Below are 14,977 nucleotides of genomic sequence, written 5' to 3' on the forward strand. Positions count from 1 at the left end.
TTGCGCCGGATCGCCCCCTGGAATCCCCCGCCCGGCGGACGCCTCGCGTCTGCCCGCGTCCCTAGCCTGATCACGAAGCCAGGAGGGGACACATGAGACACGGTTGGCAGGACGCGGCGGCGAAGCCGGCGGAGGAGCGGCGCTGGGCGGACCTGTGGGATCTGGTCCAGCGGCAGGTCCCCCTCGTCGAGGCGGATCGCGTCCTGCCGCTGTTCGACGAGCGGTGGCGGCCGGACGGCCCGGCACGTCCCCTGTTCGACCTGCTCGCCGCGACCCCGGCCGGAACCGTGGAGGAGGCGTGCGCCACCCTGACCGCCGACCCCTTGCTCGAAATCTCCGTCGACGGCTGGATCACCACCGGCTCGCTGTCCCCGGACGGCCGATGGCTGGCGGTCTGCACAAGCGGCTGGCCCTCCATTCACCGCCACGAACTCCAGGTGTTCAACCTCGACGACGGACGCCAGGTCGCCTGCCGGGCGGGCGACGCCGACTCCGGGGTGATGCTGAACAAGGGCACGTCCATCTTCAGCATGGACTGGATCCCACCGAACCCCTTCCTCGGTCTCGTGCGCAACGCCGCGGAGAGGACGATGCTGCAGCCCGAGGAGTTCTCCCTGATCGCGGCGCTGACCTGGCTGGACCACGACCGTTTCGCGGTGCTGGCCCGGCACCACCCCCGGCTCGGCCGCGATCCGGAGCCCGCCGACTGCCACCTGACCTACTACACCGGCGACGGCGGGCGCATCGAAAAGGTCACCATGGAGGAGGACCTGGTCTGGGGCGAGCAGAGGCTGGACATCCTGCCGTCGCACATGGCCGCCGACCTGTCCTCCGGCCGGCTCGCCGTGGACGGCCGTACGCTGCGCATCATCGAGCCGCCCTGCCACGTCCTGGCCCGCTCACCGGAACAGGAGCACTATCGCGAACTGTGTTTCCTCTCCCCGGACCGCCTGGCCGCGGCGGGCAACGAGTGCCTGGAGATCTGGCAGGCGACCGGCGCGACCCTGGAACGGGTACGAAGCATCGGCCTGCGCCCGCGCGGTAGGGGACACTGCCCGATCCTGATCCCGCAGCGCCACGAGATCATGATCCTGGACGGAACCCCTGACTCCAATAGGGGCGGCGAGGTCCGCTACCTCGACACCGAGACCCTGGCCGACGTCACAGGATCGCGTGAGCTGTCCGACTCGATCGGCATCGAACTGTGGCGCACCCCCGACGGCTCCCGCCACGCGCTGGCCACGGAAAGCGCGGTCTACGTGGTACGCGACCCGGCGGCCGGAGCCGTCGCCACCCTGGCCGAACGCCCCCCGGCCACCCTCCGCTCGGCCGACCTCCCCGTGCTCGACTCCGTACGGCCCGCCACGGGGCCCGTGCGCCACCTGCTGACCCTGCTGCGGACGGCGATGCGTCTTGCCTCCTAGGGCCGGTTCCCCGGCCGTTAACCTCGGTCTTTCGTGCGTCCATCAGCGTCGTGACCTAGCGGCGGATCCCTGGGTTCGTAAGCTGCCGGTGTGAGTTCGGTCCGGGTAGCCGCCAGGAGGCCCGGTAGCAGACCGCGATGTCAGGGGGCGCCTGGCGCCGGATCCGCGCGCCCGGGTCGCCGGGGGAGCGGGGACGCTGATCGGTGGCTCTGGTGCTCGGCTGAACGTCATTCCTTCGAGTGACGCGGACACTCCTCGCCTGCCCGCACAATTCTGCACATGACTCCGATGAGCGTTCTACAGGAAAGAAAGATCGGCCCGGTCCACGTCCTCGACGCGGCGATCGGGATCGGGCTGGCGGTCTGGGCCGTCGGGCTGGCCTGGAGCGGTGGCGGGATGATGACGCCTTTCCTGCTGCTGGCGACCCTGCCCCTGGCCTTCCGCCGGGTGAATCCGCCCGCGGCGCTGGCCGCGACATTCGTCGGCGGGGTCGGACTGCTCTTCACCGGGATCTATCCCATGTCCAATCTCGCGGTCGCCACATCCGCCGCCGTCGCCCTCTACACGCTGCTCAGGTTGCTGACGCGGCAGCAGGCCTGGGGGGTGACCATGCTGGCCCTGACCGGGCTGTTCGTACTGGGCGTGTTGATGAGCTGGGAAAACAGGGGTGGGCTCGCCACCGCCGTGGTCTACGGGGCCATGATCGCGTTCTGCGTCGGTGGTATCGCGCTGCTGGCCGACCTCGCCCGCGCCCGGGGCGAGGTCAAGGAGGTCCGGCAGGAGAGCATGGAGCAGATGATCGCCGCACAGTGCGAGCAGGCCGCCATGGCCGAGCGGGCCAGGATCGCGCGGGAGATGCACGACATCGTGGCGCACTCCATCTCCAGGATCGCGGTGGAGGCCGAGACCGCCCCGTACACGGTCAAGGACCTCAGCGATCCGGCACGCGAGGGCTTCGAACAGATCGCGACCACCGCCCGCGAGACGCTGGTGGAGATGCGGCGACTGCTCGGCGTGCTGCGCACCGACGGCGGGGCGGGCGGCACCTCGCCGCAACCGGGCCTGGCACGCGTACCCGAGCTGCTGGAAGAGCACCGCAGGGCAGGGGGGACGGTCGATCTCGACGTCATCGGCGATGCCGTCCCGCTGCCCGCGGCCGTCGACCTGTCGGCGTACCGCATCCTGCAGGAGGCGCTGACCAACGCCCGCTCCCACGCGCCGGACGCGAACGTGCGCATCGAGCTCGCCTACCTGCAGGACACGCTGGCCATCAGGGTGAGCGACGACGGCCCCGGCCCTTCCTCGAACGCGGGCGGCCACGGCCTGATCGGGATGCGGGAGCGGGTGGTCATGCTGGGTGGCTGGCTCAACACCGGTACGGCGCCCGAGGGCGGTTTCCTCATCGAGGCGGGCCTTCCACTGGCGCAGGCGGAGGCGGCGGCGTGATCAGTGTTCTGGTCGCCGACGACCAGAAGAGCGTCAGGCACGGTTTCGCCGCGGCGCTGAACGCCCAGCCGGACATCACCGTCGTGGGCACCGCCGCGGACGGGGCCGAGGCGGTACGGCTGGCCAGGGAGTCCCGGCCCGACGTGGCGCTGATGGACATCAGGATGCCGGAGCTGAACGGCATCGAGGCGGTCCGTCAGATCGTCGCCGAGCTGCCCACCCGGGCACTCATGATCACTACTTTCGATCTGGACGACTACGTGTACGACGCGCTCTCCGCGGGGGCGAGCGGGTTCCTGCTCAAGGACGTCAGGGTGAAGGATCTGGTGGAGTCGGTCCGGGTGATCGCGCGCGGGGACGCGTTACTCGCTCCCCAGGTGACCAGGCGGCTGATCGCCGAGTTCGCCAGGCAGCGGCCCCGCTCGTGCCCTCCCGCCGACCTCACCCCTCGCGAGCTCGAGGTGCTGCGGCTGATCGCGAAGGGCCGGTCCAACGCCGAGATCGCCGGAGAGCTGGTCGTCACCGAGCACACCGTCAAGACGCACGTCGCCCGGCTGCTGGCCAAACTAGGCCTGCGCGACCGTGCCCAGGCCATCGTCTACGCCTACGAGTCGGGACTCGTCGTCCCCTACGCCTGAAGCGGCGCGTACCGGCACGTGCGGGCCCGTACTCGCACCGACGACGAGGCGGATCCGGGAGAGGAGTCGCTCTTCCAGTTCTGGCCGGCTCCCATCACCGAGAAGTCTTCCTCTGGTACGGCCGGATCCATCCAGGGATTGATCGAATAGGTCACGGCGAAAGATGCTCACGCCGAGTGGCCGTACGGATCATCAGCGGGCGTCCTCCGAAACAAGGGCGTCGATGGCCGCCTCCAGCGCCGCCTCGGCACCGGCCACCTGCTGCCGCAGTTCCTCGACCCGGCGCCGATCGGCGGCCAGCCGTTCGGCGAACAGGGCGGACTCCCGCCGGACCGCATCGGGCGACGGGCCGCCGTAGATGGTTCGCCGGGCGACGAAGGCGCGCGGGTCCATGGCCTCCGCGAACTGCGCTTCGGTCAGGCCGCTTCTCCGCCCGGTGACCTGCCCTGCCGCCTCGTCGAGCAGATCCAGGGCCACCACCGAGGTGCCCAGGCCGCGCTCGACGGCGAGCCGGACGAAGACGCCGACGATCTGGTGCGCATGACGCCAGTCGAGCCCGGTGTGCCTGACCAGCGCGGTGGCGACGTCGGTCACCTGCGCCCAGTGCGCGCCCGCCTGTCTGGCCATCCGGTCCCGGTCGACGCGAAGATCGGTGAGGATCCCGACGGTGTCCCCCAGTTTGCCGGTGATCGCCGCCGCCATCGACCACAGCGCTTGCTGTGAGTAGCGTCGTTCCAGGATCGGGAAGCCGGTCGGCCCGCGCTCGGCGGTGATCACTCCCACCAGCGCGGCGAGCGCCTGAGCGGCAACCGACTTGATGTCCTCCAGCGCGTCCGGATTCTTCTTCTGCGGCATGATGCTGCTCGTGCCGCAGTACCGGTCGGGCAGTTCGATGTACGCGAACTCGGACGTCGACCAGAGGTAGAGGTCGTCGGCCATCCGGGCCAGCGTGGCACCGGTGGTGGCGAGCAGTGCCGCCGCCTCCATCTCCAGGTCATGGCTGAGGATCGCGTCCATGGTGTGCGGCAGCGGGGCGTCGAACCCGAGGAGGCCGGCGACCCGGTGCCGGTCGATCGGCAGGTCGCTGCCGGTCAGGATGGCCGCGCCGGCGGGCGAGACGTTGAGCCGGCCGTGGAAGCCGAGGAACCGCTCGGCGTCGCGCGCGAAGGCCTGTTCGAACATGGTGGCCCAGTGCGCCAGGGTGGTCGGCTGGGCGTGCTGGCCGTGGGTGTAACCGGGCATGATCGTGTCACGGTGTGCCTCGGCCAGGCTGAGGAGTACGGCCCGCACGTCCGTGAGGGCCGGCAGCAGGGCGTGGAGGTGCCGGCGGATGGTCATCCTCCGGGCCACCTCGATCAGGTCTCCGGAGCTGCGTCCGAGGTGGATCCGCCCGCCGGTCTCGGTGCCGAGCACGGTGATCAGATACTGCTCGCCGGAGTGCATCCCGCCTCCGGCCTCGATCCGGGCCTCCGCGACACCACGGGCCTCCATGCCGCGCAGTGCTTTGAGGATCGCCCGGCCGTCGGCGGGGTCGAGCAGGCCCTGCTCGGTGAGCATCACCGTGTGTGCCTTGTCGAAGGCGTGGATCGCGGGCAGGGAGTCACCGAGCAGTTCCGTACGGTGGCTCTGCAGGTGTGGCAGCTGCTCCTCGGTCAGCCGGATGCCGGTCCCTCGGAAGCCTTGGTAGCCGTGGCTCTGGTCGGCGCTCATCGACGCACCGCGCCCGAGCCCGAGACGGCGAAGTGGAACAGCAGATACGCGGTGAGTGTCGCGGTCGTCGCCGTGGCATGGTCGGTCATCGGGTTGACCTCGGTGACGGCGAACGCGTCGCAGTAGGGCGCCAGCAGGCGGACCGCCTCCAGCGCTTCGCCTGAGGTGAGACCGCCGGGTTCGTGCGCGCCGGCCCCAGGGGCGAACGCCGGGTCGATCGCGTCGATGTCGAAGGACAGGAAGAGGTGGTCGGCGCCGGAGACCCGGTCGAGGATCTGCTCGACCGCGGAAACCGGGCCGAGTGCCTGGAACTCCCGGGCGGTTATGTGGGTCAGCCCGGACTTGCGCTTGAACTCGGCCGAGGACGGGAAGTTGAAGTGGCGCACGGCGACCTGGATGCAGTCGCCGGCATTGACGCGCTCCAGTTCCAGGCTGCGCCGCATGCCACTGGACTGGCTGACCCGGCCCTGGTGGCGGTTGTGGTCGAGCAGGTCGAGGTGCGCGTCGAAGTGCACGATGCCCACCCGACCGGGCAACGCCTCGTGCACCCCTCGGGCGCAGGGGAAGAGGACGGAGTCGTCGCCGCCGATGACGATCGGTGTGCGGCCGGCTCCCAGCGAGTCGGCGACCGCGGTGGAGCAGGCGTCGAGGGTGGCCAGGATGTCGTGCCCGACCACCTCGACGTCACCCCGGTCACGGAGCAGGTCGTCGCCGACCTCGTGCACCGAGTCGCTCTCCAAGGAGTAGATGGCGCCGTTCTCAATGCGCTGGGTGATCCAACGCAGCGCGTCGCGGACCCGAGCGGGTGCGTATCGCGAACCCGGCCAGCCCAACGTCGAGCCCCCGTCGAACGGGACTCCCCACACGTCGAACTTCCGCGTCTCCTGACGACGTGGCATTCCTGACCTTTCGCTAGGCCTCAAGATGTCTGGTGTGTGGTTCAGCCGAGGACGCGGGAGAGGAACTCCCGGGTTCTCGGGTGTTGCGGTGTGTTGAGCACCTCGGCCGGGGGCCCGCTCTCGACGACGACGCCGTCGTCCATGAAGACGAGCGTGTCGCCGACCTCGCGGGCGAAGCCGACCTCGTGGGTGACGACGACCATGGGCATGCCCTCGGCGGCCAGCCCCTTCATCACGTCGAGCACCTCGCCGACCAGTTCCGGGTCGAGCGCGGATGTGGGCTCGTCGAAGAGCATCAGATGGGGCTGCATCGCCAGGGCTCGGGCGATCGCGACCCGCTGCTGCTGCCCGCCGCTGAGCTGGGCCGGGTAGGCGTCGTACTTGTCGCTCAGCCCGACCCGGTCGAGCAGCCTGCGGGCGGCGGTGAGCGCGTCGGCGCGGTTGTGTCTCAGGGCGCGCAGCGGCCCCTCGACCACGTTGCCGAGCGCGGTCATGTGCGGAAACAGGTTGAACCGTTGGAAGACCATGCCGATGCCGCGGCGCTGGCGCGCGATCTCCCGCTCGGTCAGCTCGTACAGTCTGCCCCGGTGCAGCCGGTAGCCGACCAGCTCGTCGCGGACCCACAACTCGCCGTCGTCGACGCGTTCGAGCTGGTTGATGCACCGCAGGAACGTGCTCTTGCCGGAGCCGGACGGCCCCATCAGGCACAGCACCTCCCCGGCGTGCACCTCGAGGGACACGCCGCGCAGTACGTGGACCGGCCCATATGACTTGTGCACCTCGATGGCCCGGACGATGGACGTCCCACTCATGCCGCGTCTCCCTTCCCGGCGCGCCCGGCCGAGCGACCGGTACGTCTCGCCGAGGGCTGGAAGCCGCGCCCGACACGCTGCTCCACGAAGTGCTGGGCCACGCTGAGCACCGAGACGACGACGAGGTACCAGATCGCTGCGACGACGAGCAGTTCGATGACCCGGTTGTTGGCGTAGTAGATGAACTCGGCGCTCTCAAGGATCTCGCCGTACGAGATCACCGCCGCCAGCGAGGACGTCTTCAGGGTGCTGATGAACTCGTTGCCCAGTGGGGGCAGGATGACCCGCATGGCCTGCGGCAGCACCACCCGGTGGCGGATCTGCCCCGGGGTCAGGCTGATCGCCTGGGCGGCCTCGATCTGCCCCCGATCGACCGAGAGGATGCCGGCCCGGACGAGTTCGGCGGTGTAGGCGCTCATGTGGAGGCCGAGGCCGAGCAGCGCGGCCATGAACGGCGTCATCACGTCGATCATGCGCACCTGGAAACCGCCGAAGCCGATGGTCGGGAAGACCAACGCCAGGTTGTACCAGATGAGCAGCTGGAGCAGGACCGGGATGCCGCGGAACAGCCAGATGTACCCGAAGGCGACCGAGCGCATGACCGGGTTGGCCGACATCCGCATCACGGCCACCACCACGCCGAGGACGATGGCGAGGGCCATCGACGCCAACGTGATCACGATGGTGTTGCCCAGTCCGTGCAGGATCGCCTCGGCGGTGAGGTAGCGTCCGACGACCGACCACTCGATGCCGCCCTGGGCGAATGCCACACCCACCAGGGCGATCAGGGCGAGCACCACCGCCGCTGAGATCCACCGGCCATAGTGCCGGAGCGGCACACGTTCGAGCCCGGCAAGTCGCCCCGGCCCGGGCACAGCGGCGGCAGTTGTCCGCTCAGTGCTCGTCATTGCTCTCTCCCGTCTGCGTTGGGGTGAGTCTTGCCGCTGCGACAAGGGACGCGATACCTGACAGGAGGTCGATTTTTCCGGCCCTGGCCACTACCACTTGTCCAGTGCCGGAGCGATCTAGACGCCGTCGCCGGGGCGGTCGGCCGCCGAGGCGTCCGCGACGTCGTCCCCCGATTCGGCCGCGCCGTCGGCGAGCAGTGCGAGCCACAGCTCCATCCGGGCGTACGCCGAGTTGAGGTCGCGGCCGGTGATCCGCTCGATCCGGTCGATCCGGGCGCGCAGCGTGTGCCGGTGCACCCCCAGTTCGGTGGCGGTCTCGTTCCAGTGGCCGTTGTGCGCCAGGAACGCGCGCAGGGTGGCCTTCAACGGGCCTTCGCGTCCACGGTCGTGCTGCTGGAGCTGCCCCAGGACCCGGCGTACGAAGCTGGCGAGGGCCTGCGGCGACTGGGCCCGCAGCAGCATCTGCAGGGTCTCCAGGTCGTCGAAGCGGGTCACCGCCCGCCGCTCCGCCTGGCCGACCTCGGCCGCGTGGACGGCGGCCCGGTACGACTGCTCGATGCCCTCGGCCGAGACCACGTCACCCAGCCCGAGCACCGCCGCCGGACGCACCGAGGCCAGCCGGGCCAGCGTCGTGCCGGTCTGCTCGGAGTCGTTCGTGAGCACCACCACCCGGGTGTGCGGCCCGGAGGTCTGAGCGACCACGGCACCCGGGAGGTCGGCCTCGCTCATCAGCTCGGTGACCTGGTCGTACAGCTGGCCGCCGCGGCCGGCCGGGCACAGGTAGACGGCGGCCCGTAGCGCATCGGGGTCCAGGTCCCAGCCGGCCAGGTGCTGCCTCGCGACCGGGAGCGCGATCGCGCCGCGCAGCAGATGGCCCAGGGTGTCGGCGCGGAGCCGGCGTAGCTGACGGCCGGCCGCGTGCGAGCGCTCCATCTCCAGCGACAGCAGGGCCACCCCACCGGCGAGGACCATCCGGCTGTAGTCGTCGACCCCGCCCGGTACCGCGGCGACGAGGAATCCGCGCATCCGGCCCCGGGCTTCGAGGGGGTGGATCACGATCGACTCGTGCGGGCTGACCATCGAGCTGCTCGATCGGATGCCCCGCTCCCGGGTACGCATGATGTCCGGCAGCAGGGTCGGCAGCCGCTCGGCCGCCTCCGGCGGCCAGGACCGTACGACGGCCGCGGAGATGTCGGTGAGTATCGCCCACCCGCCCAGGACATTGGCGATCGCCGTGATGACGCCCCCTCGGCCGGACTCCAGGGCGGCGGCGGTGAGCGCCTGCTGGGCGTCGAACGCCCGCGCGATGGTGTCCCGCCGCTCGGCGGCGAGCAGGTTGGACACGCCCTCGGAGATGGCCACGTACGGGGCGTCGACCGGGACCTCCAGCACCGGAAGGCCGCGCTCCTCGGCGGCCACGAGCAGGGGCTCGGGTACCTCCGGGTGCCCCAGTCCGATGCCGAACCCGAGGCCGGCCAGGCCCGCGTCCGCGAGCCTGTGCAGGTACGGTCCGAACTGTTCGACATCTTCGATCTTGAGGCCGGTGGTGAGCAGCAGCTCCCCGCCGCGCAGCCAGGGTGTCGGGTCGGCGGTCTCGCTGACGTGCACCCATCGGACCTCGTTGCCGAGTCCGGCCGCACCGGCCACCACCCGCAGGTTCAGGTCGGGCAGCGCGAGGACGTGTTCGATCGTGACTCCCACCGGATACCCACTCTCTCGGTTCTCGGTCACCGCCTCGGTCGACGTGACCTGGCCCTGAAGTACAGTCTAATTTGGGCAAGCTGGACAAGATGTCCCCTTCCGATGACATGGCCGTCGCTTGAAAACTGGGGGCCACGCTCGCCGGGGTCGCCGGCGGCCATGCGGGGTCCGCGGTGCGGCCCACCCGCGAACCCGGAGGAGACAGAGTGAGAAAGTCAGCCATGTGGGTAGGCGCGGCGGTCGTCGTCGCGCTCCTCGCCGGTTGTGGCAGCGATGCCGACGAGTCGGCGGCCCCCTCGTCGTCGGACAACCCGCCGTCGTCGGACAACCCGCTCAACGCGATGCTGCCGGACGCCATCCGCGCGTCCGGCCGGCTGAACGTGGGGAACAGCCCGGTCTATCCGCCGATGTCCTACCTCCCGGAGGGGACGGAGGACAAGGAGAAGCGGCAGGGCTTCGACGTTGATCTGGCCCGGGCCATCGGCGACAAGCTCGGGGTGAAGGTCGCATTGGTGACCCAGGAGTACGAGCAGTACATCCCGTCGCTGGCGACAGGGAGGATCGACCTGGTCCACTCGGCCATGCAGGACCTGGAGTCGCGCCGGGAGACGGTCGACTTCGTCGACTACTACACGACCGGTCCGCAGCTGTTCGGCCTGGCGGACAAGGTCGGCGGGTTCAGCACCGAGGCTGATGTGTGCGGGCAGAAGGTGGCGGTGGACAGTGGCGACACCGGCTACCGGAACGCGCTCAGCGAGTTCAGCAAGAACGTCTGCGCGGCGGCGGGCAAGCCGGCGATCCAGGAACTGACCACCAACGGCACTGCCGACGCCCTCCTGCAGCTTGAGCAGGGGCGCGCGGATGTCGGTATCCGTGGCGCGGAGTCCATCCGGTATGTCGTCAACGAGCAGTCACCCGGAAAGTACGCGCTGATCGGCAAGCCGATCGCGGAGATCCCGGTCGGCATCGCGGTCAGCAAGAAGCAGAACGAGCTCCGGGACGCGGTGGCGGCGGCGCTGAAGGCGCTCATGGAGGACGGCAGCTACGCGAAGCTCGGCGAGAAGTGGGGACTGTCGGACATCCTGCGCCCCGCCGTGACGATCAACGGTCAGTCGGCGGGCTGACCATGACCCTCACCATCCTGCACGGCGGCACCGTGCTCACCCCGCGGTCGGCGGGTATCGCCGAGGTTGTGATCGGTGGGCGCGACATTCTGGCCGTCGTACCGGTGGATGAATCCGGGATCCCCGCCGGGCCGCCGGGCACGGTCGTCCATGACTGCGCGGGGCTGATCGTGGCGCCGGGGGTCGTCGACGGGCACCTGCACATCCTCGGCGGCGGTGGCGGTTCCGGGTACCACAGCAGGATTCCGGAGCTGCCCGCTGACGTGATCGTCGAGGCCGGCACCACCACCTGCGTCGGAATGCCCGGCGTCGACCCGATCAGCAAGAGCCCGGAAGCCCTGCTCGCCCGGGCGTACGCGCTTCCGGTCACCGGTCCGCGTGCTTGGGCGATGGCCGGCGGGTTCCACTGGCCACCACCGACCGTAACCGGGTCGCTGGTACGCGACCTGTACCTGCTGCCGCACCTGGTGGGTGTCAAGATCGCTCTGTATGAGCACAAGGCGACCTGCCCGGACCTCGCCGAGCTGACCCACCTGCTCAGGGAACTGGAGTGGGCGGCCGGTGCCACCGGGAAGGCCTGCCTGCTGCACGTACACCTCGGTACCGCGGTCGGGGATCCGGATCTGCTCGCGCGGGCGCTGGACGGATCCGGCGCGAACCCGCGACGGCTTCAGGTGACCCACGCCAACTACAGCCCCGCGACGCTCGACGTCGCCGGCCGGCTCGGCTCGGCCGGGTCCTGGGTCGACGTCAACCCACTGATCAACCCGGCCCGCATCGCCGGCGCCGTGGCACCGACCGCGGCGGTGGCGGAACTGCTCGCCCGGGGCGTGCCGGCCGACCAGATCACGCTCAGCAGCGACGGCAACGCGTCGGTGCCGCGTACGCTGCCCGACGGCTCGTGGGAACGCTTCGCCCACCGGGTGGAGTTGCTGCCGACCGTACGGGCCCTGGCCGAGGCGGGCATCCTCGACTTGCCGGACGCCCTGGCCCTGGCGACCCGCAACCCGGCCACGGCCCTGCGACTCGACGGCGTCGGGACGCTGCGGGCCGGCGGGCCGGCGGACGTCGCCGTGCTCGACATGGACCTGCGGGTCCGCCGGGTGTTCCGGGACGGCGTGGAGGTCGTCCGCGACGGACGCGCGACCGCGCCCACACCGTTCCGTCCCGAATCCCCATCGGCCGCTGGAGGACGCTGATGCGTCAAGTGCTGTTCACCGATCCGGCGAGCGGATCACCGGCCGGTCCGCCGATGCCGGTCTGGGTGGACGCTCCCACCCCGGCACCCGGCGCCGGTCAGGTGCTGATCGAGGTGTACGCCTCCGGGCTGAACCGCGCCGACCTGTTGCAACGCGACGCCGACTATCAGCCGCCCGCGGGCGAGTCCGCGGTACCGGGGCTGGAATGCGCCGGCCGGATCGCCGCGTCAGGTCCCGGCGTCACCGGCTGGCAGGTCGGAGACCTGGTGTGCGCGTTGCTCGGCAGCGGAGGCTACGCGTCGCACGTGCTCGTGCCACAGGACCTCCTGCTTCCGGTACCCGACGGATGGAGCCTGGCCGAGGCCGCAGCGCTGCCCGAGGCGCTGGCCACGGCGTGGTGGAATCTGCGGACACGTGCCGACCTCCGTCCCGGCGACCGGGTGCTGGTGCACGCGGCGAACTCCGGCGTCGGCACCATGGCCGTACGCTTGGCCCGATCGCTCGGAGCCACAGTGGCCGGCACCGTACGCACTCCCATGCTGGCCGAACGTGTGCGTGCCCTCGGCGCGGACCCCGTTGTGGTCTCCACCTTGCCCGACGCCGAGGAAGCCCTGCGCAGGCAGGCACCGGACGGCTTCGACGTCGTGCTCGACCTCGTTGGCGCGGCCGTCTCCGGGCTCACCCTCGCCGGCCTTCGTACCAACGGGCGCTGGCTCTGCGTAGGCGTCCTGGGCGGCGACGAGGTCCCGCTCAGCCTGCGTGAAGTGATCCGGCGCCGACTCATCCTGACCGGTGGATCGCTGCGCGGTCTTCCCACCGCCGAGAAGGCCGCCATCATCGCCGACCTGCGACGTGCCCGCCCATGGGCTGGGCCGGACGGTGTCCGGCCGGTGATCGCCGCGGCTTATCCGGCTGCCGATATCGCAGCGGCGCTAGGCCGCCTCGAACGCGGCGGCCTGCTCGGCAAGATCGTCCTCGACGTATCAGCCCACCACGACGCACCTGTCATCGACCTCACGGAGCCGCTGTGATCCAGCCAGCACCCGCCTCGCCCCCGTCGTCGACCCGCATCGGGCTCGCGCTGGGGTATGACCCGGCAGTCACCGTACGCGAGATGGCGGCGTCGGCCGCCGCCGCGGAACGGGCCGGTTTCGACACCGCCTTCTTCTCCGAGACGCTGTTCACCAACCGCGACTCGGTCAGCGCGCTCACCGCCTTCGGACTGGCCACCCAGCGCGTCACCCTCGGCGCCACCCAGGTGGTGCGGTTGCGCAGCCCGCTGGTGATGGCGCAGACGGCGGCGACCCTGGACGAGCTCAGCGGTGGGCGGCTCGTACTGGTGGTCGGCGCGTTCACCGCCAAACACGCCGCCCGCAACGGCCGCCCGATGACCGATCCGATCACCACCCTGCGGGAGTACGTCGAATCCATCCGCGCGCTCCTCAGCGGGGAACCGGTCACCTACCGTGGCGAGGTCGTACAACTCGACAACGTGGCCCTGAACTTCACCCCGATCCGGGCCGACATCCCGATCTGGATCGCGGCGGCGAGCCGCCGGGGTCTCGTCAACGCGGCGGCACTCGGCGACGGTGTGCTGCTGGACGCCGGCGCCTCTCCGGAGTATTCGGCCAACGCCGTCGAACTCCTCCGCCAGAGCTGCGAGAAGATCGGCCGCGACCCGGGCGAGCTGGCTGTGGCTCAGCTGATCAACACCTCCATCGAGGACGATCGCGCCGCCGCGGTCGCCGCGATCCGCTGGGAGGTGGCGACAAAGTTCAAGCACGCCTCGACACCGAAGGCGAAGATGTCGGTGGGTGAGCCGACCATCGACCCGGACGACCTGCCCCGGTTCGCCGCCGCCTTCGAACAGGGGGGTGAGGCGGCGCTCCAGGAGGTTTTGCCGGAGCACTACGTCACCTCGCTCACCGCGACCGGAACGGTCGCGGACGTCCGGGCCAGGATCGCGGAGTACCGGCAGGCCGGCGTCACCATGCCACTGGTCCGCCCGGCGGCACCGCACCAACTCGACCGCCTGTTGTCCACGTTCGGAACCGGCGGCACTCGTTAGATCCGCGCCCGGCAACAGCCCCTGGGCATCGCCTTGAAGGCGGTCGGCTGACCTATGGTGGACGTCGAAGACTGCCCGGTGGGTGAGTCCGATGCTTTTGGAAGACGACCTGAACGGGGCGTCATGGCCGACCGTCCTGACGGCCGGCGGATGCGTGACGAGCGGACGCCGGTTGCCGGGCCGGCTGCCCTTCCGTCGGCACGGTGCGTATCGCATCGGTCAGAAGCTGCCAGTATTGCCCGCGTTGGGTATGAGGGGTGGCGCGGCCGGCGAAGGAGGCGTGTGGACGAGAGCGTGTCGTTGGCTCAGCTTGCCCATCGGCTGGAAGAGGTGGTCGGTGAGCTGCGCGGTATCCCCGTCGACGTCGAGCGGCTGGAGGACAGCGAGCTCGTCCGGCAGCAGATCGCGCAGGCCACTCACTCGGCGGGCGAGCTGCGCGCCATGCACCCGGTGGGCTCGTCGGAGAAGGGCCGTCAGGAGCAGAAGAGCAGGCACAGCGTGCTCGACGCACTGCGGCGCGGTATGGCGATGCGCACGATCGTCCACGCGAGCGTGTTGGACGATCCGCGCAAGGCGGCCCGGATCAGGGAGCTGCATGCCGCCGGTAACCTGCACCGTGTCATCGACGAGCCGATCCAGCAACTGCTCGTCTTCGACCGCGCAGTGGCGTTCGTCCGGATCACCCCCGTCGCCTACTCGCCGGGCGCCCTGGTGATCAGGCAGCAGAGTCTGATCACCACCCTCATCGACCTGTTCGAGCAGACCTGGGCCAGGGCCAGGGAGGTCACTGAGCCGACGCACCGGCTGACCCCGCGCGAGCGCGAGGTGCTCGCTCTGATCGCCGAAGGGCGCTCCAACAGCGCCATCGCCCGCGCGCTGTCGATCACGGAGGCGGCCGTCGGCAAGCACGTGGCCGGTGTGTTCGTCAAGCTGGAGCTACCCGCGACTCAGGACGACAACCGGCGGGTGCTGGCGGTGCTCGCCTATCTGCGCGGTGCGGCACAGTAGTGCCAGGCCTACCTGGTTCTCGCCCCAGCCCCAATGCAGA

General features: G+C 70.3%; 13 protein-coding genes. 8 read left to right on the plus strand and 5 right to left on the minus strand.

The window, feature by feature from the left end; all coding sequences use genetic code 11:
- Positions 1-92 precede the first annotated feature (92 nt).
- The 3 genes from ABZ260_RS00140 to ABZ260_RS00150 all read left to right on the plus strand — a co-directional run bounded on the left by ABZ260_RS00140 (position 93) and on the right by ABZ260_RS00150 (position 3,508).
- A complete protein-coding gene (locus ABZ260_RS00140; RefSeq protein WP_355610644.1) occupies positions 93-1,424 on the plus strand; it encodes a hypothetical protein in 1,332 nt (443 codons plus the stop codon).
- Positions 1,425-1,712: 288 nt separating this feature from the next.
- Positions 1,713-2,870 (plus strand): sensor histidine kinase, encoded by a 1,158-nt coding sequence (locus ABZ260_RS00145; RefSeq protein WP_355610647.1) that lies wholly within the window; start codon positions 1,713-1,715, stop codon positions 2,868-2,870.
- Positions 2,867-3,508 (plus strand): response regulator transcription factor, encoded by a 642-nt coding sequence (locus ABZ260_RS00150; RefSeq protein ID WP_355610650.1) that lies wholly within the window; start codon positions 2,867-2,869, stop codon positions 3,506-3,508. The genes ABZ260_RS00145 and ABZ260_RS00150 overlap by 4 nt, the downstream gene beginning before the upstream one ends.
- A 192-nt stretch (positions 3,509-3,700) precedes the next feature.
- Here the strand turns inward: ABZ260_RS00150 and argH are convergent, their stop codons facing one another.
- The 5 genes from argH to ABZ260_RS00175 form a co-directional block, all read right to left on the minus strand.
- Complete coding sequence (gene argH / locus ABZ260_RS00155; RefSeq protein WP_355610653.1) at positions 3,701-5,218, minus strand: argininosuccinate lyase; 1,518 nt, start codon at positions 5,216-5,218, stop codon at positions 3,701-3,703.
- The gene (locus ABZ260_RS00160; protein ID WP_350912052.1) at positions 5,215-6,117 is read right to left on the minus strand and encodes an arginase family protein; all 903 of its coding nucleotides are present in this window, start codon (positions 6,115-6,117) and stop codon (positions 5,215-5,217) included. Before ABZ260_RS00160 ends, argH begins: the two co-directional genes overlap by 4 nt.
- A gap of 41 nt (positions 6,118-6,158) precedes the next feature.
- Entirely contained in the window at positions 6,159-6,929 is a 771-nt protein-coding gene (locus ABZ260_RS00165; protein WP_355610657.1) for an amino acid ABC transporter ATP-binding protein, read from the minus strand.
- Entirely contained in the window at positions 6,926-7,837 is a 912-nt protein-coding gene (locus ABZ260_RS00170) for an amino acid ABC transporter permease (RefSeq protein ID WP_355610660.1), read from the minus strand. The genes ABZ260_RS00165 and ABZ260_RS00170 overlap by 4 nt, the downstream gene beginning before the upstream one ends.
- Before the next feature lie 117 nt (positions 7,838-7,954).
- A complete protein-coding gene (locus ABZ260_RS00175; protein ID WP_355610663.1) occupies positions 7,955-9,538 on the minus strand; it encodes a PucR family transcriptional regulator ligand-binding domain-containing protein in 1,584 nt (527 codons plus the stop codon).
- Positions 9,539-9,744: 206 nt separating this feature from the next.
- Here ABZ260_RS00175 and ABZ260_RS00180 point away from each other — a divergent pair, with 206 nt between their 5' ends.
- From ABZ260_RS00180 to ABZ260_RS00200, 5 genes are all read left to right on the plus strand, one after another.
- Positions 9,745-10,662, plus strand: a complete 918-nt coding sequence (locus ABZ260_RS00180) for an ABC transporter substrate-binding protein (RefSeq protein ID WP_355610666.1) — start codon at positions 9,745-9,747, stop codon at positions 10,660-10,662.
- A 2-nt stretch (positions 10,663-10,664) separates the two neighbouring features.
- Entirely contained in the window at positions 10,665-11,861 is a 1,197-nt protein-coding gene (locus tag ABZ260_RS00185) for an amidohydrolase family protein (protein WP_355610669.1), read from the plus strand.
- Positions 11,861-12,892 (plus strand): zinc-binding dehydrogenase, encoded by a 1,032-nt coding sequence (locus ABZ260_RS00190; protein ID WP_355610673.1) that lies wholly within the window; start codon positions 11,861-11,863, stop codon positions 12,890-12,892. The genes ABZ260_RS00185 and ABZ260_RS00190 overlap by 1 nt, the downstream gene beginning before the upstream one ends.
- Positions 12,889-13,929: an LLM class flavin-dependent oxidoreductase gene (locus tag ABZ260_RS00195; RefSeq protein ID WP_355610676.1), complete on the plus strand. Its 1,041-nt coding sequence runs from the start codon at positions 12,889-12,891 to the stop codon at positions 13,927-13,929. The genes ABZ260_RS00190 and ABZ260_RS00195 overlap by 4 nt, the downstream gene beginning before the upstream one ends.
- Before the next feature lie 282 nt (positions 13,930-14,211).
- Entirely contained in the window at positions 14,212-14,937 is a 726-nt protein-coding gene (locus ABZ260_RS00200) for a helix-turn-helix transcriptional regulator (RefSeq protein WP_355610679.1), read from the plus strand.
- Positions 14,938-14,977 lie beyond the last annotated feature (40 nt).

Source organism: Streptosporangium sp. NPDC006013 (assembly GCF_040614275.1).
GTDB lineage: Bacteria > Actinomycetota > Actinomycetes > Streptosporangiales > Streptosporangiaceae > Streptosporangium.

What these genes read in the sequence shown, in the direction of transcription:
- ABZ260_RS00170 (WP_355610660.1), bottom strand. Translation starts at nt 7,837, where the DNA reads ATGACGAGCACTGAGCGGACAACTGCCGCCGCTGTGCCCGGGCCGGGG.
- ABZ260_RS00190 (WP_355610673.1), top strand. Translation starts at nt 11,861, where the DNA reads ATGCGTCAAGTGCTGTTCACCGATCCGGCGAGCGGATCACCGGCCGGT.
- argH (WP_355610653.1), bottom strand. Translation starts at nt 5,218, where the DNA reads ATGAGCGCCGACCAGAGCCACGGCTACCAAGGCTTCCGAGGGACCGGC.
- ABZ260_RS00165 (WP_355610657.1), bottom strand. Translation starts at nt 6,929, where the DNA reads ATGAGTGGGACGTCCATCGTCCGGGCCATCGAGGTGCACAAGTCATAT.
- ABZ260_RS00140 (WP_355610644.1), top strand. Translation starts at nt 93, where the DNA reads ATGAGACACGGTTGGCAGGACGCGGCGGCGAAGCCGGCGGAGGAGCGG.
- ABZ260_RS00185 (WP_355610669.1), top strand. Translation starts at nt 10,665, where the DNA reads ATGACCCTCACCATCCTGCACGGCGGCACCGTGCTCACCCCGCGGTCG.
- ABZ260_RS00145 (WP_355610647.1), top strand. Translation starts at nt 1,713, where the DNA reads ATGAGCGTTCTACAGGAAAGAAAGATCGGCCCGGTCCACGTCCTCGAC.
- ABZ260_RS00160 (WP_350912052.1), bottom strand. Translation starts at nt 6,117, where the DNA reads ATGCCACGTCGTCAGGAGACGCGGAAGTTCGACGTGTGGGGAGTCCCG.